The sequence below is a fragment of the Flavobacterium sp. KACC 22761 genome, assembly GCF_034058155.1.
Classification (GTDB): domain Bacteria; phylum Bacteroidota; class Bacteroidia; order Flavobacteriales; family Flavobacteriaceae; genus Flavobacterium.
Map to the genome: position 1 here is coordinate 2,034,999 of NZ_CP139148.1, position 20,963 is coordinate 2,055,961.

The 20,963-nt window shown below is 33.3% G+C and carries 17 protein-coding genes; 7 read left to right on the forward strand and 10 right to left on the reverse strand.

The features are described from left to right. Positions 1–21 precede the first annotated feature (21 nt). The 5 genes from SCB73_RS08925 to SCB73_RS08945 all read left to right on the forward strand — a co-directional run bounded on the left by SCB73_RS08925 (position 22) and on the right by SCB73_RS08945 (position 5,078). A complete protein-coding gene (locus SCB73_RS08925) occupies positions 22–1,698 on the forward strand; it encodes a peptide MFS transporter (RefSeq protein ID WP_320569698.1) in 1,677 nt (558 codons plus the stop codon). Between the two features lie 5 nt (positions 1,699–1,703). Then, positions 1,704–3,188, forward strand: a complete 1,485-nt coding sequence (locus SCB73_RS08930) for a peptide MFS transporter (protein WP_320569699.1) — start codon at positions 1,704–1,706, stop codon at positions 3,186–3,188. A 52-nt stretch (positions 3,189–3,240) separates the two neighbouring features. Continuing rightward, entirely contained in the window at positions 3,241–3,708 is a 468-nt protein-coding gene (locus SCB73_RS08935) for a thioredoxin family protein (RefSeq protein WP_320569700.1), read from the forward strand. Between the two features lie 219 nt (positions 3,709–3,927). Further along, positions 3,928–4,380, forward strand: a complete 453-nt coding sequence (locus SCB73_RS08940; protein WP_132990657.1) for a thioredoxin domain-containing protein — start codon at positions 3,928–3,930, stop codon at positions 4,378–4,380. Between the two features lie 248 nt (positions 4,381–4,628). Next, positions 4,629–5,078, forward strand: a complete 450-nt coding sequence (locus SCB73_RS08945; protein ID WP_320569701.1) for a thioredoxin family protein — start codon at positions 4,629–4,631, stop codon at positions 5,076–5,078. A 6-nt stretch (positions 5,079–5,084) separates the two neighbouring features. Here SCB73_RS08945 and SCB73_RS08950 read toward each other — a convergent pair whose 3' ends face one another. From SCB73_RS08950 to surE, 5 genes are all read right to left on the reverse strand, one after another. Next, positions 5,085–7,121, reverse strand: coding sequence for a ComEC/Rec2 family competence protein (locus SCB73_RS08950; protein WP_320569702.1), 2,037 nt, complete (start codon positions 7,119–7,121; stop codon positions 5,085–5,087). A 43-nt stretch (positions 7,122–7,164) separates the two neighbouring features. Further along, positions 7,165–7,650 (reverse strand): C40 family peptidase, encoded by a 486-nt coding sequence (locus SCB73_RS08955; protein ID WP_320569703.1) that lies wholly within the window; start codon positions 7,648–7,650, stop codon positions 7,165–7,167. 12 nt (positions 7,651–7,662) lie between these two features. After that, positions 7,663–8,781 (reverse strand): lipid-A-disaccharide synthase, encoded by a 1,119-nt coding sequence (gene lpxB / locus SCB73_RS08960; protein WP_320569704.1) that lies wholly within the window; start codon positions 8,779–8,781, stop codon positions 7,663–7,665. A 67-nt stretch (positions 8,782–8,848) separates the two neighbouring features. Next, positions 8,849–9,121, reverse strand: coding sequence for a hypothetical protein (locus SCB73_RS08965; RefSeq protein ID WP_320569705.1), 273 nt, complete (start codon positions 9,119–9,121; stop codon positions 8,849–8,851). After that, complete coding sequence (gene surE / locus SCB73_RS08970; RefSeq protein WP_320569706.1) at positions 9,114–9,893, reverse strand: 5'/3'-nucleotidase SurE; 780 nt, start codon at positions 9,891–9,893, stop codon at positions 9,114–9,116. Before surE ends, SCB73_RS08965 begins: the two co-directional genes overlap by 8 nt. 212 nt (positions 9,894–10,105) lie before the next feature. On the opposite strand from surE, the gene SCB73_RS08975 reads away from it, so the two are divergent. Together SCB73_RS08975 and SCB73_RS08980 are read left to right on the forward strand one after the other, a co-directional pair. Further along, entirely contained in the window at positions 10,106–12,289 is a 2,184-nt protein-coding gene (locus tag SCB73_RS08975; RefSeq protein ID WP_320569707.1) for a carboxy terminal-processing peptidase, read from the forward strand. A 95-nt stretch (positions 12,290–12,384) separates the two neighbouring features. Continuing rightward, positions 12,385–13,167, forward strand: a complete 783-nt coding sequence (locus tag SCB73_RS08980) for a DNA/RNA non-specific endonuclease (protein WP_320569708.1) — start codon at positions 12,385–12,387, stop codon at positions 13,165–13,167. Here the strand turns inward: SCB73_RS08980 and rpe are convergent. From rpe to SCB73_RS09005, 5 genes are all read right to left on the reverse strand, one after another. Continuing rightward, positions 13,144–13,806, reverse strand: coding sequence for a ribulose-phosphate 3-epimerase (rpe, locus tag SCB73_RS08985; protein ID WP_320569709.1), 663 nt, complete (start codon positions 13,804–13,806; stop codon positions 13,144–13,146). The two genes, SCB73_RS08980 and rpe, sit on opposite strands and share 24 nt — an antisense overlap. A gap of 384 nt (positions 13,807–14,190) precedes the next feature. Further along, positions 14,191–15,054, reverse strand: a complete 864-nt coding sequence (locus SCB73_RS08990; RefSeq protein ID WP_007804760.1) for a sigma-70 family RNA polymerase sigma factor — start codon at positions 15,052–15,054, stop codon at positions 14,191–14,193. 221 nt (positions 15,055–15,275) lie between these two features. After that, positions 15,276–16,979, reverse strand: coding sequence for a hypothetical protein (locus SCB73_RS08995; protein WP_320569710.1), 1,704 nt, complete (start codon positions 16,977–16,979; stop codon positions 15,276–15,278). Beyond that, positions 16,967–18,205, reverse strand: coding sequence for a DUF4249 domain-containing protein (locus SCB73_RS09000; protein WP_320569711.1), 1,239 nt, complete (start codon positions 18,203–18,205; stop codon positions 16,967–16,969). The genes SCB73_RS08995 and SCB73_RS09000 overlap by 13 nt, the downstream gene beginning before the upstream one ends. Positions 18,206–18,210: 5 nt before the next feature. Then, a complete protein-coding gene (locus SCB73_RS09005) occupies positions 18,211–20,949 on the reverse strand; it encodes a TonB-dependent receptor (RefSeq protein WP_320569712.1) in 2,739 nt (912 codons plus the stop codon). Between the last annotated feature and the right edge of the window lie 14 nt (positions 20,950–20,963).

The window sequence follows — 20,963 nt, forward strand, 5'->3', positions numbered from 1 at the left end:
CCTTAAATAATAATGACTAATATGGGAGAAACTCAAGTAAAAACTGCGCATCCAAAAGGGCTTTGGGTATTGTTTGGAACGGAGATGTGGGAGCGATTCAATTTTTATGGAATGCGAGCTTTATTGACTTTATTTCTTGTAAACTCATTATTAATGAAAGAAGAAGAAGCTTCATTGATTTATGGAGGTTTCCTTGGACTTTGTTATTTGACTCCAATGCTTGGAGGGTTTATTGCTGACCGTTTTTTAGGAAACAGAAATTGTATTCTTTTAGGCGGATTGTTGATGGCAACAGGACAAATGTTGTTGTTTACCAGCGGAAGCGTTTTTGAATCTAATTTAGGTTTAGCAAAAACGATTATGTATTGCGGACTAGGAGTTATTGTTTTTGGTAACGGATTCTTCAAGCCAAATATTTCTTCGATGGTGGGAAGTTTGTATCCAAAACAGGAAAAAACAAAATTAGATACTGCATTTACGATTTTTTACATGGGTATCAATATTGGTGCTTTTTTAGGGCAGTCAATTTGTCCATTATTGGGAGATGTAAAAGATGCAGGAGGAATTAGAGATATTCATGCTTTTAGATGGGGTTTTATGGCGGCATCTGCAGCAATGCTTATCGGAACAATTCTTTTTTACTTCTTGAAAAATAAATATGTAGTTTCTCCAGAAGGAAGACCGTTAGGTGGATTGCCATCTAAAAATGTGGCGGCAGATTTTGAAGAAGGAGAAGCGCAACAAGCAAATTTCTCTTCGAAATCTTTGGTTTTTGCAGGAATTGCATTCGTTGCTTTAGGATTCTTTTTTCACTACGTAGTAGGTCAGAATTTAATTTATACTTTGATTTATTCAAGTGGTTTGGCGTTGGCTGGATTGATTATTTCAGATAAGTCTTTAACTAAAGTAGAGCGTGATAGAATCTTTGTAATTTACATTGTTTCGTTCTTTATTATCTTTTTCTGGGCGGCTTTTGAGCAAGCAGGTTCTTCGTTGACTTTTATTGCAGATAATCAAACAGATCGTCATTTCTTTGGTTGGCAAATGCCGCCTTCAATGGTTCAGATCTTCAACGGACTTTTTGTTGTAGTAATGGCTGTACCATTCAGTATCCTTTGGGATTTCTTAAGAGCTAGAGACAAAGAGCCTATTTCGCCAGTGAAATTAGCGGCAGGATTGGTTATTATTTCGATAAGTTTCTTTATGATTGCTACTCAAGTTTCATATATTGGAACTACAGGGTTGCTATTAGTTAAATGGTTGATCTTGTTATATTTCTTAAATACTTGTGCAGAGTTATGTTTGTCGCCAATTGGATTGTCATTGGTAGGTAAATTATCTCCAAAACGTTTTGCGTCTTTATTATACGGAGTATTTTTCTTGTCTAATGCTTCAGGATATGCATTAGGAGGAACTCTTGGTTCAATTTTGCCTGCAACAGGTGATAAATTTGCAAAAGCTAAAGAACTAGGAATTGACCTTCATGCTGTTTTAAATAAAACAATTACACCAACTGCTGAGCAATTAGCTTTGTTGGACAAACACCAAATTAGTGCTGAAAACCCAATTTTTGCAGGATTTGAAATTCATAACTTATATGAATTCTTTATGGTGTTTGTAGTTTTGACAGGTATTGCGGCAATTTTATTATTTGCTTTGACTCCACTTTTAAAGAAAATGATGCACGGGGTTAGATAATTAGAATGGAGAAGAATATTACATTAGAAGAAATTCAAAATTTTAAAGGCAGGTACCCTAAGCAATTATGGTACTTGTTTTTGGTTGAAATGTGGGAACGTTTTTGTTTCTACGGAATGAGAGGGGTTCTAGCATTTTTTATGGTTGACCAATTAGGTTTGCTTGAAGGAAAAGCAAATCTTCAATACGGTGCCATTCAGGCGTTTGTTTATGCATTTACTTTTATTGGTGGAATTTTTGCCGATAAAATTTTAGGATTCAAAAAATCACTTCTTTTTGGAGGAATTATAATGATTTTGGGGAATTTGCTTATTGCGGCTTCTCCACATGATTTCTTTTATTATGGTATAACGCTTTCTATTATTGGAACTGGTTTCTTTAAGCCAAATGTTTCGTCAATGGTTGGCGAGCTGTACCATGAGGAAGATGGAAGAAGAGATGCCGGTTACGGATTATTCTACGCCGGAATCAATATTGGTGGAATGTTGGGAGGTGCTATTCCTATTTATTTAGGAAAAAACTATTCTTGGAGCCTTTGTTTCTTGTCTTCGGCAGTTGTGATGATCATTGGAGTTGTGACGTTTTTATTGACTAAAAAATATTTAGCGCCAATTGGTAATTCTCCTTTAGCAAACGTTGTGCCTTCAAAAAGAAAAACATACGAAATTGCGGTTTATCTAGGATCATTGTTGGCCATTCCTTTAATATATATTATGGTCATCAACTCTGATTTTACAGATTATTTTATGTACACAATTGGAGTTATTGCGGTGGGATATTTTATATTTGAGTTGGTAATGATTAAAGACAGAGATCAGCAACGTAAATTATTGGCAGCATTTATCTTTATTTTTGGATATTTTATGTTTATGGCAATTTCTGAGCAGTCTGGAGGGTCATTGTCATTATTTGCAAAAGATAATTTAACGAACAGTTTGTTGTTTTTTCATATCGACCCAAATGTTGTAAATAATAGTATAAACTCTTTGTATGTAATTATCTTTAGTCCGCTTGTTGGTTTTCTTTGGATATTTATGGGGAAGAAAAAAATTGAGCCAAATACTGTAATCAAATTTGGATTCTCATTTGTTTTATTGGCAATTGGATTTTTTATTTTCTATAGTGCGAGATTTTTTGTTAATCCTGAAGGATTAAGTTCATTGAATGTTTTTGCATTAGGATATTTAGTTTATACGCTTGGGGAATTATGTATCGGGCCAATTGGAATGTCGGTAATCACAAAACTTGCTCCAAAACGTTTATTCGGAATGATGATGGGACTTTGGTTTTTGTCAAGTGCTTTCGGGCAATTAGCGGCAGGAAAACTTGGTTCAGAAATGTCAGATGCAAATACAGGAACGACTTTAATGTCTAAGCTTGTTGCCTATACAGATGGATACTATCAATTAGCACTATATTCTTTAATTGCAGGTATTGTTTTGATTGTGTCAACTTCTTTGATTAAAAAATTAATGCAAGAAGTAAAATAGATTTTATTTAGCGATTCTTTTTTTGCTTAAATTTGTATCAAAGAAAACTAAGATGAAAAAAATATACTTAATCACATTGTTCTTAATTGGAGCTTTTGCAACTCAGGCGCAGGAACTTAAATGGTATACTGATGTCAGAGAGGCTATCACGGTGAGCAATAAGGTACACAAGCCAATGTTGATGTTTTTTACAGGAAGCGATTGGTGCGGTTGGTGTATAAGATTGCAAAATGAAGTTTTGAAAACGCCCGAATTTAAAAAATGGGCCACCGATAATGTTGTTTTGGTTGAATTGGATTATCCAAGAAGAACACCTCAGACTCCTGAGATCAAAAATCAGAACAATGAATTGCAGCAAGCTTTTGGAATTCAAGGTTTTCCAACTATCTTTTTTACAAGTGCTGAATCTAAAGATGGAAAAGTGAATTTTAAAGGTCTTGGTCAAACAGGTTACGTTGCCGGTGGTCCAACTGCATGGTTGACTGTAGCTGACGGAATAATAAATCCGAAGAAATCTTAAAGATTAAAACATAAAAATTTATAGCTCCTTGCGCTCTTTGTGCAAGGAGTTTTTTTTTGATTCGTAGGAAAGTTTTTATATTGGGAGCGGTTAAATTGAGTATTTGATATTTTATTATGTATAAAAAAACACATTATGTATTTTTTGTATTAATAAAAATTGGATAATTAAAATATTATGTTAATTTCGTCAAACTAATCTAACCAAAACCAAAATAATATGACCAAAAAATTACTTTTCCTACTATTTTTTTTAGGTTCATTTTTTATGCAGGCGCAAAATCTTCTTTGGAAAACAAATATGGCCGATGCAATTGCGATGAGTAATGAACAAAGAAAACCAATGTTAATTCTTTTCACTGCCTCAGGTGTACCAGAGAATCTTCAAAATGAAATTTTTAAAACGCCAGATTTTGCTGTATGGTCACGAGATAACGTGATTTTAGTAAAGCTTGATCTATCTGATAATTCAGCATCTGATAGTGATAAAGAGCAAAATCTTAGATTGAAAAGTGCTTTTGGTGTAGAAGAACTTCCTCAAGTTTGTTTTGCTAGTGCATCTATTAGAAAAACCAAAACAACTTTTAGCGCTTTAGGAAAGATCTCTTATAAGCCAGGAGGAGCAAAGGCGTGGATCGCTGAATCTAATGCGATTTTGCATCCAAGTGAATAGATAATAGCTAAATTTCCGTGTGATATCAATCCCTTTTTGTACTGCAAAAAGGGATTTTTTTGTGATAGTCATAGTAAGTTTGATAATTTTAAATAGGTTTTTTTTTGAATTTTACATTTATTTAACTTTTAATTAGCAATTTCGATTTTCTTATTTTTTTTTGCATTTTTTTGTTTAAAGATGAACTTTTTAGAGGGATATTATATTACTTTAGTCGAAATTAACCTACTCCTAAAACCCAAATTATTATGACTAAAAAAACACTTACCCTGTTATTTTTACTTGGTTCGTTTTTTATGCATGCGCAAGGATTAGTCTGGAAAACTTCTATGACTGATGCAGTTGCAGCAAGTATGGAACAAAAAAGACCGCTATTTATTTTCTTTACAATTGCGGGTGCACCAACAAAACTTCAAAACGAAATTTTTAACACCCCAGATTTCGTTGTTTGGGCAAGAGATAATGTTGTTTTGGTGAGACTAGATTTATCCGATACATCAATATCTGATGCTGAAAAAGAGCAGAATGTGAGTTTAAAAGGTGCTCTTGGTGTTGTAGAACTGCCACAGGCTTGTTTAACTATAGCTTCTGTGCGAAAAACAAAGACAACTTTTAATTTATTGGGCAGACTGCCTTATAAGCCTATAAGCGCGAAGGCTTGGATTGCTGAGGCTAACATTATGATGAATCCAGATTAAAAAGCTTTATTTTAACTTATAATATCCCTTTTCGGCAGTGGCATGAAAAGGGATGTTTTTTTTGGCACAGGTTTTTTTCCAAATTTTTTGAATCGAGTTTGAATTTGAAGCGTCAGCGATTACGGTTTTGGGATGTATTTCTTCTAAAACTCGATCTAAATTTATTTTTGAAGATTGCGTCAACAATAAAATATCAGGTTGGGTTTTATTTGTATAAACGCCCGAGCTGTCAATAATAAAGATTTTTTTGTCATTATAGAAAAGCACATTTTTAATTTCGCTAGCCGACTTAATTTTACTGAAATTTCCAACTAGATAAGAGTTTAAAATATTGTTTTTTGGATTAGCTAGCATGGATTTATTGCTGGTAAATAGTTTGATGTTTTTACCAGATCGCACCGTAATCAAGGTTTGTTTCTTTGCATTGTAAATAATCATTTCTTTTTGAGTTTCGTTTTCTCTTTTTGTATAAATAAAAGAAAGCTGTACCAAAATTATTGAGATTAAAAAAAGAACTAATTTGGGATAATCGGGTTTTTTAAACCAAACAATTGCTGCAATTATTAAAAGATAAAAAGTGAGTAGGAAGTAAAAATTAAAGCTGATATCAAGTATGACAAACGATTTTATTGAAGCAACAGCGTGAATGATTTGGTTTAAAAGATAAATGCTTTTTTCTAGAATTTGAGCTAAAAATAGAGGTGGAGAATCAAAAACAGCATAAGTCGTGACCAGAATTCCTGCAATCATTACAAAAGCTAAAACCGGAATGATAGCAATATTAGTAACAAAAAATAATCCTGGGAATTGATGAAAATAATAAAGACATAAAGGGAAAGCGCCAATTTGTGCCGCAAATGAAACCGTTAAAGCATTCCAGATATACAGTGCGATTTTGTTTTTTGGATTCCATAATTTTTTTAATAATGGTTGTAGCCAAAGAATAAAAAATAAGGCAATATAGCTCAATTGAAATCCGACATCGAACAAAAAATAAGGCTCAAAAAGCAAAATCAGTAACATTGAAACTAATAAAGTATGATAGATATTTCCTGCTCGGCGAAGGTGATTCCCGATGGCAAGAAATGAGAACATAATTACAGAGCGTAAAACTGGTGGAGACAAACCAGAAATAATGGCAAAAAAGCTTAAAGCTGTTAATACGGAAATCAGTTTTATAAAGGAGCCTTTTCGGGTATTTGGAATTGGTTTCAGAATAAAATTTATGAGCAACATTATAAAGCCAACGTGCAATCCTGAAACCGATAAAATATGTGTTGCACCAGAATATTGGTAATCCTGAATAATATCAGATGAAATTTCCTGTTGCTGACCCAAAATTAAAGCGAGTGCTACATTCATTTCGGCAGGATTAAAATGCGCTTTTTCTAGATTATGAATGATACGTCGATGAAGATAATCGGCATAGTACCAAATATCCTTTTTTATGTTTGTATTGATTTTAATCTCGGCTTTGTTTAGATAAACTTGCGCATAAATTTGGCGATCTTCCAAATATTTATCGTAATCAAATTGATTTGGATTTTTGGTCGAATTGTTTTTCTGTAAGGTGGTTTTTGTTTTAATGATGTTTCCAATGACAAAAGGGCTTTTGAGACTGTCTTTTGCAATATTTACGATGATTTTTCCAGAATGTGTTTTTCCGTCAATTGTTTGTATGAGTGCGGTAAAGCGATCGCTATAGGAGTTGCTTTTGAGTTTTTCGCGAAGTATAAATGTTATTTCTGAAGGAGTTTCAAATGCTTTTTGGTAATGAATGTAATTTGATTTTTGAAGCGAGTTGGTGTGTGCAATAAGCGTGATTCCCCCAATAAAAAATGAAATAAAATATGTACTTGCGCCGAAAAATGAAATGAATCTTCGGTTTCTTTTGCTTAAAAAATAGAAAACAATCAAAATTGAGGGGCCTAATCCCAGCGCTATTTCAGAAACGAATAACGGGATTGTGATATAATAGAAAAATACAATTCCAAGAATAAACCAAATGGTAATTCGGGCCAAAGGAAAATCCAATACTTTCATGTTCTAAAAGTATTAAAATTTTTGTAAGAAAAAGAATATATTTTTATTTTACGATCCTATTGACTTGTGCGAAAGAATTTTGGTAATAAGGTTCTTTAGTAGAGGAAATAATTACGCCTTTTGAAGTGGAGGAATGTATGAATTTTATCTCAGTGGGACTTACTTCTGTAATTAATCCAACGTGGTTTATTTGTTTGCTTTTGTTGGTTTTAAAAAAAATTAAATCGCCTTTTTGAGCTTCTTTCAACGGAATGACAGTTCCAATTTTTGCTTGTTCATATGAACTTCTAGGCAATTTTATGTTTTCTGCTTCAAAAGTAGTATAGACAAGTCCAGAGCAGTCAAAACCATTTTTAGTGGTGCCGCCAGCTTTATATTTTGCTCCAAGATTTTCGGAAGCTGTTTCAATTAAATGATTAACAACGCTTTTGTTTTCTCGTTTTGTCTCCCTTTTGCTAACAGCATTTGAAGAAGATTTACAAGACACAAATACGATTGCTGTCAGCAGTAGAATAATTATTCTTTTCAAAATTAAAAAGGTTTAAGCTTGCTTTAAGTCGGCAACTATTAGTTTTGCGGTTTTTTTGCTGGCTCCAACTCCACCAAGTTTTTGTTCCAAAATATCGTAATTCTTCAATAGTTTTTCGCGAGATGTTGGTTCTAGTAATTTTTGAAGTTCTTCTTTAATTCGTTTGGTGTTGCAATCGTTTTGAATCAATTCGGTAACCACTTCTTGATCCATAATTAAATTGACAAGCGAAATGTATTTTAACGTAATAATTCGTTTTGCAATTTGGTATGAAATCTCGCTTCCTTTATAGCAAACTACTTCTGGAACTTTGAAAAGAGCAGTTTCAAGCGTTGCTGTTCCTGAAGTTACTAAAGCTGCCGTCGCAGAACGCAACAAATCATAAGTTTTGTTTGAAACAAATGCTATGTTTTTGTTTTTTAAAAACTGCTGATAAAATTCGTATTCCTGACTTGGCGCGCCGGCAATTACAAATTCATAATCCTGAAAATCATCAACAACGCTTAGCATTACGCTCAGCATTTTTGTGATTTCTTGCTTTCGGCTTCCCGGAAGAACTGCAATGATAGGTTTTTCGCCCAAATTATTTTCTTTTCTAAAAATAGCTTCGTCAAAAGCAGGCTGATTTTGGATCGCATCAATTAGTGGATGTCCAACAAAATCTACAGGGAAATGATGCTTGTCTTCGTAGAAGCTTTTCTCAAAAGGAAGAATGACAAACATTTTATCCACATCTTGTTTGATGGCTTTGATTCGGTTTTCTTTCCAAGCCCAAATTTGAGGTGAGATGTAATAATGCGTTTTGTAATTTAACGCTTTTGCCCATTTTGCAATACGCATATTAAAACCTGGATAATCAATAAAAATAATGACATCTGGCTTGAACTCAGAAATGTCTTTTTTGCAGATTTTGATATTGCTCAAAATTGTTTTTAAATTAAAAACAACTTCAACGAATCCCATAAAAGCTAAGTCACGGTAGTGCTTTACTAAAGTTCCGCCAGCTTTCTGCATCAAATCACCGCCCCAAAATCTGATTTCGGCTTGCGGATCTTCCTCATACAAAGCTTTCATTAAGTTAGAACCATGTAAATCTCCAGAAGCTTCTCCAGCTATTATGTAATATTTCATATCAATTTTTTTAAAAGTGCGCTACATTATTTAAACGCTACATTTTTTTGCAGAACAAAGATAAGGTTTATATAAATAAAGTCGAAATTGCTAACAGAATCACGGCAAAAACAACGCCTCTCGCCATTAATTCTTTGTTTCTTTTTAATAGGAATAAAAACAAAAGCAAGTCTAAAACTGTGCCTAGCGTAATGACTTTTCCTAAATACCCGTATTGTTTAATGGTTTGAAGTCCGTTTGAAAGATCAAACGAAGTGAATAATTTAATGAAAAGATAACTTCCGATAAGAGAAGTGATGATTCCGAGAACGAAACCAATTAACATGTCTAATTTATTCATTTAATTTCCAAGTATTAAGTTGTTGCATTGAATGATGAGCGGTTAAATCAAATTGAACCGGAACTACAGAAATATAACCATTTTCTAGCGCCCATTCATCCGTGTCTTCGCCTTTGTCTTCATTGGTGAATTTTCCGGTAAGCCAGTAATAATCTTTCCCGTGCGGTGTTTGGCGTTTGTCAAATTTTTGCGCATAATACGCTTTCGCTTGACGACAAATTTTAATTCCTTTAATTTCGTTTTCTTTTAATTTCGGAAAATTGACATTTAAAACAACACCAGCGGGTAATTTATTGGCAAGCGTTTCTAAAACTATTTTTTTGACGAAAGATTTTACAGGTTCAAAATCGGCATTCCAATCGAAATCCAAAAGTGAAAATCCGATTGCCTGAATTCCTTCAATACCAGCTTCAACAGCGGCACTCATGGTTCCAGAATAAATTACATTGATGGATGAATTTGACCCGTGATTTATTCCTGAAACACAAAGATCAGGTTTTCGTCTTAAAATTTCATTTACAGCCAGTTTTACGCAATCTACAGGAGTTCCAGAACAGCTGTATTCGGTGATTGCATCTTCTTCTTTTGAGATTTTATCTAGAAATAAGGTATTATTTATCGTGATGGCGTGCCCCATGGCACTTTGAGGTTTGTCTGGTGCAACCACTACAACTTCGCCTATAGTTTCCATAACGCTGATCAAAGCTCTAATTCCCGGAGCTAGAATTCCATCGTCATTGGTCACTAATATTAATGGTTTTTCGTCTTTCATGCTAAAGCAGGATTTTTGTTTTGTCAAAATTAAGGCTTCTTTAGGTAAATGTAGCAACAGATTTTGGTAGAATACTAACAAATAAATAAAAATTGTAAACTAAATCTTAAAGGACTTTTGAAGAATAAACTATTTTATATCTTTAACAAAAAATTATAGTGAGCTTGGCTTTGTTGGCACAGTTTTTACCGTAACTTAGATTAAAAAATTTGATGAATGCTATTATTAAGTTTATGAAAAGAAATTATAAAATACTTATAGCCGTATTATGCTTATCTGTTACCTTATTTGCATTTAAAATAAATGCGGATAAGTCTGAAGATCCGGATCCAAATAGAGACAAAACGCTTTTAGAATTGCTTGCCTTTGTTATTGAAAAAGGACATTATAGTCCGGCTGAAATAAACGATGAGTTTTCAAAAGGTATTTTTAAAGATTATATAGATGCGCTTGACCCTTCAAAGAGGTTTTTCTTGCAGTCTGATATTGATGAATTCAAGCAGTATGAGTTACAGCTTGATGACCAGTTTTTGAATAAAGACTTAACGTTTTTTAATCTAACGTATACAAGATTGATGAAACGTATGGAAGAAAGCAAAAAACGTTATAAAGCAATTTTAGCGCAGCCTTTCAACTACAATGTTGACGAGACTTTCAATGCAGATTATGAGCATATTCCTTATGCTAAAAATACAACTGAAATCAATGAAAGATGGAGAAAACAAATCAAATTGTCAACGCTTTCTTCATTGGTTACAAAGCAAAAATTAGAAGAAGACAAAAAGAAATCGGATCCAAATTATAAAGAAAAATCTTTTGAAGCATTGGAGAAAGAAACTCGTGAGAGCTCTCTAAAATCATTGGACGATAATTTCGGTTTGATTAAAGATTTGAACAAAGAAGATTGGTTTTCTGTATATGTGAACTCAATCATGACTCGTTTTGATCCGCATACAAGCTATTTTGCTCCAGAAGAAAAAGATCGTTTTGATGTTAACATCAGTGGAAAATTAGAAGGAATTGGAGCTCGTTTGACAAAGAAAAATGATTTTACTCAAATTGACGAATTAATTTCTGGCGGACCAGCTTGGAAAGGAAAACAGCTTGAGGCTGGAGATATGATCTTGAAAGTTGCTCAAGGAAACGAAGAGCCTGTTGATGTTGTTGGAATGCGTCTAGACGATGTCGTGAAAAAAATCAAAGGTCATAAAGGAACTGAGGTAAAACTTACCGTTAAAAAAGTTGACGGGACAATTAAAGTAATTTCAATTATCAGAGATGTGGTTGAAATTGAAGAAACATACGCAAAATCTAGTATTGTTGAAAGAAACGGATTGAAATACGGAGTAATTTATTTGCCTAAATTCTACATCGATTTTGAAAATAAAGATGGCCGTGACGCTGGAAAAGATATTGCGCTTGAAGTTGAAAGATTGAAAAAAGAAGATATCAACGGTATCGTACTTGACGTTCGTGATGACGGAGGAGGATCTCTTTCGACAGTAGTTGATATTGCTGGTTTATTTATTGAAGAAGGGCCAATTGTACAGGTAAAATCTGCTGGTAAAAAGAAAGAAGTTTTATACGATAAAGATAAAAAAATCGAGTGGGATGGTCCATTAGTAATTATGGTTAACAGCTTCTCGGCTTCGGCTTCAGAAATTTTAGCAGCTGCGATTCAAGATTACAAACGTGGAGTAATCATTGGAAGTAAGCAAACTTACGGAAAAGGGACAGTGCAAAATGTTCTTGATTTGAACCAATTTGTTCGTAATGCAAATTATGGCGATCTTGGAGCTTTGAAAATTACAGGCCAAAAATTCTATAGAATCAACGGTGGTTCTACGCAATTAGAGGGTGTTCATAGTGATGTTGTGATGCCAGATCGTTACGCTTACTTGAAAATGGGCGAGCGTGATATTGACAATGCAATGCCATGGGATAAAATTGATCCAGCTGATTACAGTACTTGGACTTCTAACGAAAAATTCAATCAGGCGATCAATAACAGCCGTAACAGAATTGCAAACAATGATCAATTCAAATTAATCGAGGACAATGCAAAATGGATTGATATCAAAAATAAAGAGAACACTTATAGTTTAAATATCAAAAACTTTAAAGCAACTCAGGAACAAGTTGAAAATGAAGGTAAAAAATACAAACCAATTGCTGATTACAAAAACAACTTGGTTTTCAAATCATTGCCTTACGAAGAGCTTGAAATGAAGAATGACGCTACATTAAAAGAAAAAAGAGATGCTTGGCACCAAGCTTTGGCAAAAGATGTTTATGTAGAAGAAGCTTTGAATGTTCTAGATGACTTGCAAACTAAAAGCTACGTAAAAAATACAGTTACTCCTAAAATGAAAAAGGATAAACTGGTTAAATCTTAGTTCGATATAGAATTAATTTGTTATTAAAATGCTCCATAAATTTTATATTTGTGGAGCATTTTTTTGTAAGTTTATTTTTAAATAAAATTAAGATAATGAAGAAGTATATCGTTTTGGGATTGATTGGTTTAGGATTATTTTCTTGTAAAAAAGAAAACAATGCAAAGGAAGAAATGACACAAGAAAAGCAGACTTCGTTTGTTTCTACAAATTATACTTCAGATTCCTTGTATACGATTGCATATCTGCCAACTTCTACCACTGGGCAAATTGTAAAACATACTTATTATACACTTTCTTACAATGAAAAATATGAGCAAGCTGAATGGCTTGCTTACGAATTAAAAAAGGAGTATTTAAAAAACGGAGATTATAAACGTCCTTATTTTATTGAAGATCCCAAAGTGACGACGGGCTCTGCAGATTGGAGAAATTATAAAAATTCAGGTTATGACAAAGGTCATCTTTGTCCTGCCGGTGATATGGAGTTTAATAAAGACGCCTATAATGATACTTTTTATACGTCGAATATTTCGCCTCAAAAACACGATTTTAACAGCGGAATTTGGAATAGAATTGAACAGAAAACGCGTTATTTTGCTCAAAAATACAATGATATTTATATCGTGACGGGCGGAATTTTGAAAGATTCAGATAAAAAAATAGGGACAGAAAATGTTGCTGTCCCTAAATATTTTTATAAAATTGTTTTGGCTAAATCTGGAAAAGAACACAAAGCAATTGCTTTTTTGGTTCCAAATGAAGACAGTGACAAATCTATTTATGATTTTGTAGTTCCAATTGAAACCTTGGAAAAAATGACCGGAATCGATTTCTTTCCGAATTTGAAAAACTTAAAAAGCAGTAAGGATTTTTAATTCGGCAATGGTATGAGTTGGGTTTTCAGCTTTAAAAACAAAGCTTCCAGCTACTAAAACATCTGCGCCAGCTTCTACTAATTGTTTTGCGTTTTTGCTTGTTACACCGCCATCAATTTCGATTAATGTTGAAGCGTTTTTGCGTGTAATCAAAGCTTTTAGTTTTTCGACTTTCGCATATGTATTTTCAATAAACGATTGTCCACCAAAGCCAGGGTTAACACTCATAACTAAAACTAAGTCAATATCGTTTATTACATCTTCTAATAAGTCTATGTTAGTATGTGGATTTATTGCAACTCCAGCTTTCATTCCCTCTGCCTTAATGGCTTGAAGTGTTCTGTGCAAGTGTGTGCAAGCTTCATAATGTACAGTTAAGATATTTGCTCCTAAATCGGCAAAAGTTTTAATGTAGCGATCCGGATCAATAATCATTAAATGCACATCAATTGTTTTTTTTGCATGTTTTGAAATGGCTTCTAAAACGGGCATTCCAAAAGAAATATTCGGAACAAAAACTCCGTCCATGATATCGATATGAAACCAATCGGCTTGACTGTTATTAATCATTTCGACATCGCGCTGTAAATTGGCAAAATCAGCAGCAAGAACAGAAGGAGCAATAAGTGTATTTTTCATTTTGTAGTAGTGTGTTGTTTTTTACAAAGATAATTTTTTTATGAGTTGCAGTGAAATTTAACCGCAAAGTCCGCAAAGATTTATGAAAAGTTTGTTGTTTATGAAAATATGCTCGCAAAGTCGCAGAGTCGCAAAGTTTATTATTCTTTGCGACTCTGCGACTTTGCGAGATTCTTTTAAAAAAAAACTTTGTGTGCTTTGCGTAAACCTTTGTGTGCTTTGCGGTTAAAAATAAAATAAAAAACTCCGGTAATCAGCCGGAGTTTCAATCATCAATCAAAAAACGAACAGTCAATCAAACTGTTGTTTGCGTTACAAAGGTTTCATGTTTCATGTTTCAAGTTACAAACATAACCTGAAACTTTAACTTGAAACAAATATTATTTATCCTAAGTATGTTTTAAGGATTTTACTTCTAGAAGTATGTTTCAATCTACGGATTGCTTTTTCTTTAATTTGACGAACACGCTCACGAGTTAAGTCGAAAGTTTCTCCAATTTCTTCAAGAGTCATTGGGTGTTGATCGCCAAGACCAAAATACAAACGAACTACATCAGCCTCTCTTGGAGTCAATGTTTCTAATGAACGCTCGATTTCAGTACGAAGAGATTCGTGAATTAATTCTCTGTCTGGGTTTGGAGATTCACCAGAACGTAATACGTCATAAAGGTTAGAATCTTCACCTTCCACAAGAGGTGCATCCATAGATAAGTGACGTCCAGAGTTTTTCATAGACTCTTTTACGTCATTTACAGTCATGTCAAGTTCTTTTGCAATTTCCTCAGCAGAAGGCGGACGCTCATTAGATTGCTCTAATAACGCATACATTTTGTTGATTTTATTGATAGAACCAATTTTGTTCAAAGGTAAACGAACGATACGAGATTGTTCTGCCAATGCCTGAAGAATCGATTGACGAATCCACCAAACGGCATACGAGATAAATTTGAAACCACGAGTTTCATCAAAACGTTGTGCCGCTTTGATAAGCCCTAAGTTTCCTTCGTTAATTAAGTCAGGAAGAGTTAATCCTTGATTTTGATATTGTTTAGCCACCGATACAACGAAACGTAGGTTGGCTTTTGTTAATTTTTCTAATGCTCTTTGATCACCCGCTTTAATTCTTTGTGCTAATTCTACCTCTTCATCTGCGGTAATTAGGTCAACTTTTCCGATTTCTTGTAGATATTTATCTAACGATGCAGTTTCACGATTGGTTACCTGCTTGGTGATTTTAAGTTGTCTCATGTTTTTGTCTCCTCAATTTTTAAGTGTACAAGTAGTTATACGTACGAAGTGTCAAAAAAGTTACAACTAATTTAAAAATATTTTTAAAATTTATAATTTATACCTTGGAATATATTAAATTTTACAATTTTACTTTTGTTTTTTAAATACAAATCCCTTGTAATCAATGTGTTTTTTGTTTTTGTTTGTCTTGAGTTTCTTAAAGTTTAATTACTTGCTTTTTATTTTATTTCTATAAAGTCTTTTATAAAAACAGGTTTTCCGCTAGAAGAAAATCCTTCGAGTGTTATTTCATATTTTCCGGAAACATCAGAGGCATAAAATTTAATATTTGAGCTTGTTTTGCTCAAATCAATATTTGGTTGCCATAAAAGCTGATGTCTATAATCTGGAATTCTTATATTCTTATTGCCTGCGTAGTCAGGGCTAAAATAATTTTTCTTTACCTGAGGTCTCAAGATTTCTGGTCTAGCGATAAACTTGCCTTTGAGCTTAGTATCATAATCGCCATTTTTTGTTGTGAACATCACAATGCCATTAAACGATTTTGAGCCATAATAGTAAAGTCCTCGTACTACATTTACTTTGTAGAGACTCTTAGGATTAAAGGCAAAAAACTCATTCAAATCTTCAATAATTAGTCCGTCAACAATAATCATTGTTGGAAGTGCAGATTCGTAATTGTCATTATTGTCAAAAACATGAATAGAATATATGTTATCATTTTTTCGATAATAAACACCTTTTAGGATTTCTGTAATTGTTTCTTCAATATTTGGAAATCGCGTAAAATCATCTAACTTAAATTCTTCAGATGATGCTCCGAAAAATGGAAGCGCAACGGCTGGTGTAATTACACTATCTTTTTTGACATCATAATAAGCATTTTCAACTTGCGTCGAAATTAAGCGATCGGTGATGTTTTGTTTAAAATCTGAATTGAATTGTACAGCAGGAAAAGTTAAATTCGAAAAATCGATATTTCTTTGTTTGTCAATTTCAATGGTATAATCTTCTTTGCCAGTTTCAAGAACTTGAGCAATAATATTTGAATTTGAGTTCTCTTTTTCTAAAATAACAATGAATTTTCCTTGATCATCGGTTTTTACAATTTTCAGATCCGCATTTTTACCAACAATTGAAAGTGCTACTTTTTTGTTTTTAATTTCGGCAGTTTCCGAAAATATTTTTCCTGTTATGATTTCGCCTCGCAATTCAGGCAATACAAATTGGCTGTTTGTGATTTCGCTGTTCTGGCTTACTGTGTTGCTGAAAGTTGCTTTGTTTTGAACCAAAAAGCCATCTGTTTTTCTAACGGATAAAGTATAATTTCCTTTTGTAAATTCGTCTGAATTGGATTTTATATTTAATTCAATCAAATCTCTCGTATTGTATGATTTGTTTTTTATATCAAATGAAATATTGCTGTTGTTTACCGTTTCGGAAGTAACAGCATTATAAGAGACTGTACTGTTGCTCGGATTTTCTTTATATGGATTTACGATATAAATATCTGCAGAAAAATAATCTGGAGTATTTTTATTAAGCATCCAGTTGGTATAGCCAATCAGTTTATAGCTTCCGGTTTCTAATGTGGTAGGAATAAAAAAGTCACCATTTCCTGTTGCTTTATTCAGGAATAATTTATGTGTAAAAACTGTTTTTTTGCTATTGTCAATTAATTGTACGTAAGCTATTTTGCTAAAAATTGAAGCAATATTTGTCAATTTGTCGATACAAAATAACTTGTATTGCAAAGTTTCGCCTGTCAAAAAAGAATTTGCATTTGTACTGATGTAAATTGACTCGTTCATTTTTTTGTCAACTTCATTCAATTCACTTACAGAATTGTTTTTTTGAGCAAATACAATCTGCTGGCCGCTTAAAGCGAGCGTAAGAAGTAATATGTATCTTAATCTATCCAAAATGGTGGTTTTATGTTTGATGAAAATGAAGTGCAGTCGCCGCATTGTACTGGATACAAAATATAGTTAGTAGGTGATTCTGTAGGATAAAAGACTTTTATGCCACTAGCCAATAAATTTAATATTACTTCACCTTGACATTCTAACAAAGGATCTTGATTAAAGCAGTATTTGAATTGATATTCTCCTTTAGAAATCTCAGGAATTGGAGCAGGGCAGTCATATTGATAGTTTGGGAATGGCTGACCATTCAATAAATCAGTGAAATTGAAAAAAAGCCTTTTCTCAGAATAGGATGACACATCAAAATAACCAATAACTTTTTCCTTTGGGTTGGCAACGGATTGAATGTTGCCATAAAAAAATCCTGGCTGCGTTTGAGATAAAATGCTTCCTATATTAGAAATCTCTTTTAATGTGGCGAAAAAAGTATGCGCAGGAAGACTTTGAACATATTGTTTGACCAATATGCTATATCTGTTTCTTATAATAGGATCGGTACTGGCAATAAATCGAACAGGGAAGTTGATTACTTTGTCTTCAGATAAATCGCTTGTACTGGTTAAAATCAGTTCGTTTGAACTTTGACTTAAGTAGCAAATTCTTGCTTCGTATGTTCTGTCCTCAAAAACCACTTTTCCTGGAGGATAAGATCCTGCAGCAAAAAATACAGGAACAGCTTTTTGAGGATACCATTTTGGAGCTACAACCTTATAAGTTTCGTCATATTCATATCTGTAGTAATGCGAGCTATTTGTAGGATCAGTGCTGTTTACGGTGATTTCAATGCCAAGCTGATTGTTTTTTGTTTTGGCTTTCGCTTCTAAGCTTTCAATCTCAGTTTGTTGCGGTAATTTTTCAGTGCTTGAAACATAATCTCTTCCATCTTTAGTGCGAACATGCAATTGATATTGTCTGTTTGGAGCCGCTTGAAACGGATTAACAGAGGTATACTTTTCAGCATTTTGTTTGAACTCATATTTATTGCCCAAATTATCGGTAACAAAAACAGTAGCATTCGCTTCAAAAGTTGGCATTTTTTCGTCAAGCTTATAGGCTCTGGTCACTTTTACTTCCTGAGTTTTATTTTGATTTGTGATCGTTGCTTCAATTACAATAACATCTTCATAAGCGCTGCTCGATTGGTAATCATACGGCGTTGTACATCCCAATACCGATAAAAACAAAGTTGTTATTAGAAATCTAACTAAAAAGATTTTTTTCATAACGGTTAAAATTTAAAATTATAAGTAATGGTTGGTACTGGAACCGCAAAAATTGAGGTTTGATAAGCTTTTACTTGGCCATCTTTGGTTACAAAAAAGACTGAATATGGATTATTTCTTCCTAACACATTATAAATTGAAATATTCCAGAAACTATGCGCTAATTTCTTAATCTTATGGTTTCCTTCGATATTTAATCCAATATCTAAACGGTAATAATCAGGTATTCTGAATTTGTTTCTGTCGGTATATAAGGTGTATTCGGCACCACTGTAATAATACTTTCCAATAGGATAAGTGATTGGTCTTCCTGTTTGATACACAAAATTAGAAGAAAAACTGTAACGATGTGTAAACTTGTAATTCATTACAATGCTGACATCGTGTGGTTTGTCAAAATTGCTTGGGAAATATTCACCGTTGTTAACCTTTTCATCGTTAAACTGACTGTCTAGTTTGATGAATGATCTCGAATACGTATATCCAATCCATCCATTAAGTCTTCCGATTGATTTTCTCAATAAAAATTCGATTCCATACGCTTTTCCATCACCTTGAAGCAATTCTGTTTCCAAGTTTTGATTTAAAAGAAGTTGCGATCCTACTTTATAATCTAAAATGTTTTTTGAGGTTTTGTAATATCCTTCAAGACTTAATTCCAGATCGTTGTATTCTAGTTTTTTGAATATGCCTAAAGAGTATTGCAAACCACTTTCTGGCTTCACATTCAAATCAGACAATTTCCATGTATCAGTTGGCGCTTGAGTGGTGTTGTTGGTAAGCAAATGGATATATTGGTAATTTTTGTCGAAACCTGCTTTTACAAAAAGACTTTCGTTAAAAATATAACGCAAACCGACTCTCGGCTCAAAACCACCATTTCTGGAGATTACTTCGTTATTGCCATACGTTTTTTGTTCAATCACGGTCGCAGGCGATTTAGGCACGCCTTCTTGATAAATATTTTGTGTCGATGGACCAAGAGCCATATAATAAGAATATCGGGCTCCGACATCTAATAATATTTTTTCTGAAATTTGAAATTTATCAGACAAGAAAGCAGCTGATTCCAATCCTTTTTCATTTTCAACAGTAACTGGCGTGACTATTGAGCTTTCTCCGTATGGAGACAATTCTCCGGGATTTACTTTGTAAAGTTTGCTTGAAATTCCGTAAGTCAATCTGTGTTTAGCATTAAGCTCGCTGACAAATTTTAAAACGGCCTGACTTTCGTTTATTTTATATTTTAAAAGAAAAGACTCAGGATTAATAGATTCATATTTAATGCTGTATTTGTATTCGCTATTTGTAACATTGAATTCACTGTTGTTTTTTTCGTTGAAGGCATGTTTCCATTTCAATGAAACTAATCTGTTGCTGTATTTAAATAAGGAGTCTGGAGTCAAAGTATAAGAATCCTTGCTGTAATAGCCTGTTCCTTCAACCGAATTGTTTTTGTTGATTTTGTGATTGTATTTGGCAAATAAGTCATAAAAAGAAGCATGGCTGTTTTTTAATCTTTCGTCATCTAAGGTTTTTAAGATCCAATCAGAATAAGTAGCGCGTCCGCCAACTAACAAGCTTGCTTTGTCTTTTACAACAGGCACAGAAAGAGTAAGATTGCTGGTTACGGGTCCAATTCCTCCTTCGCCAGAAATTTTTTCGGTATTTCCATTTTTAGAAACGATATCAAAAACCGAAGATAAACGTCCTCCAAATTCAGATGGAATTCCTCCTTTGTAAATATCAACTTTGTTGATTGTATATGGATTTATGGAAGAGAAAAAACCAAAAAGGTGCATAGGGTTGTAAATCGTAGCATTGTCCAACAATACTAAATTTTGATCCTCTTTTCCGCCTCTGACATTGAATCCAGAAGATCCTTCGCCTGCCGTTTTGATCCCAGGAATTGTTAAAGCGACTTTTAAGACGTCTCGCTCTCCAAGAACTAAAGGAATAGTTTTTACGCCCTCCGCTTCAATTGTTGTAACTCCGGTTATGGCGGTTCTAATGTTTTGATTGTCTTTTCCTTTTACTAAAACTTCATCCAGCTGATTGATTTTTTCAATCACAGAAAAGTCTAATGTACCATTGCTGTAAATCATTATTTTTCTGGAAGTACTGTTGTAAAATAAAGATTCGACTTCAATTGTGCTTAGTCCTGTTGGAAGTTTAAAACTATAAAAACCTTCGGCATTGGTGGTCGAAATTATAGCGGTGTTTTTTACTTTAACATTAATATCGGCCAATGGCTTGCCGTCTTTCAGATCTGTAATATGACCAGATAAAGTATACAAATCAACTTCTGAATCAACGGCTTCTTTTCCAATTAATGCAATTGGAGCAGTTGTTCCAGATTTATCTTTTTTAACCGAATCGTATTGCTGGAAAAAAATTGGAGCATTGGCATCTTTTTTATTGTTTTGAAACTTATCATAAATGATGCTGTTTTTTGTCAAGATAATTTTATTCTTGTTGATGTAAAAATTAAGCTCTGTATCTTGTAAAACTTTTGACAAAACTTCATCAATTGTTTTGTTTTGGTAATCACCAGAAATCAATACGTTTTTGTCAAACCAATTGTCTTGAAAATAAAACTTATATGAAGTTGAAGCTTCAATTTTTTCTAGAACAGCAATTCTGTTAATATTGCTGAAGGTAAGGTTTATTGTCTTTTTTTCGCCTTGTGAATGCAGTAACTGATTAAAACCGAAAAATAATAAAAGGATAGTAAATATTCTCATTTGTATGTTTCTTC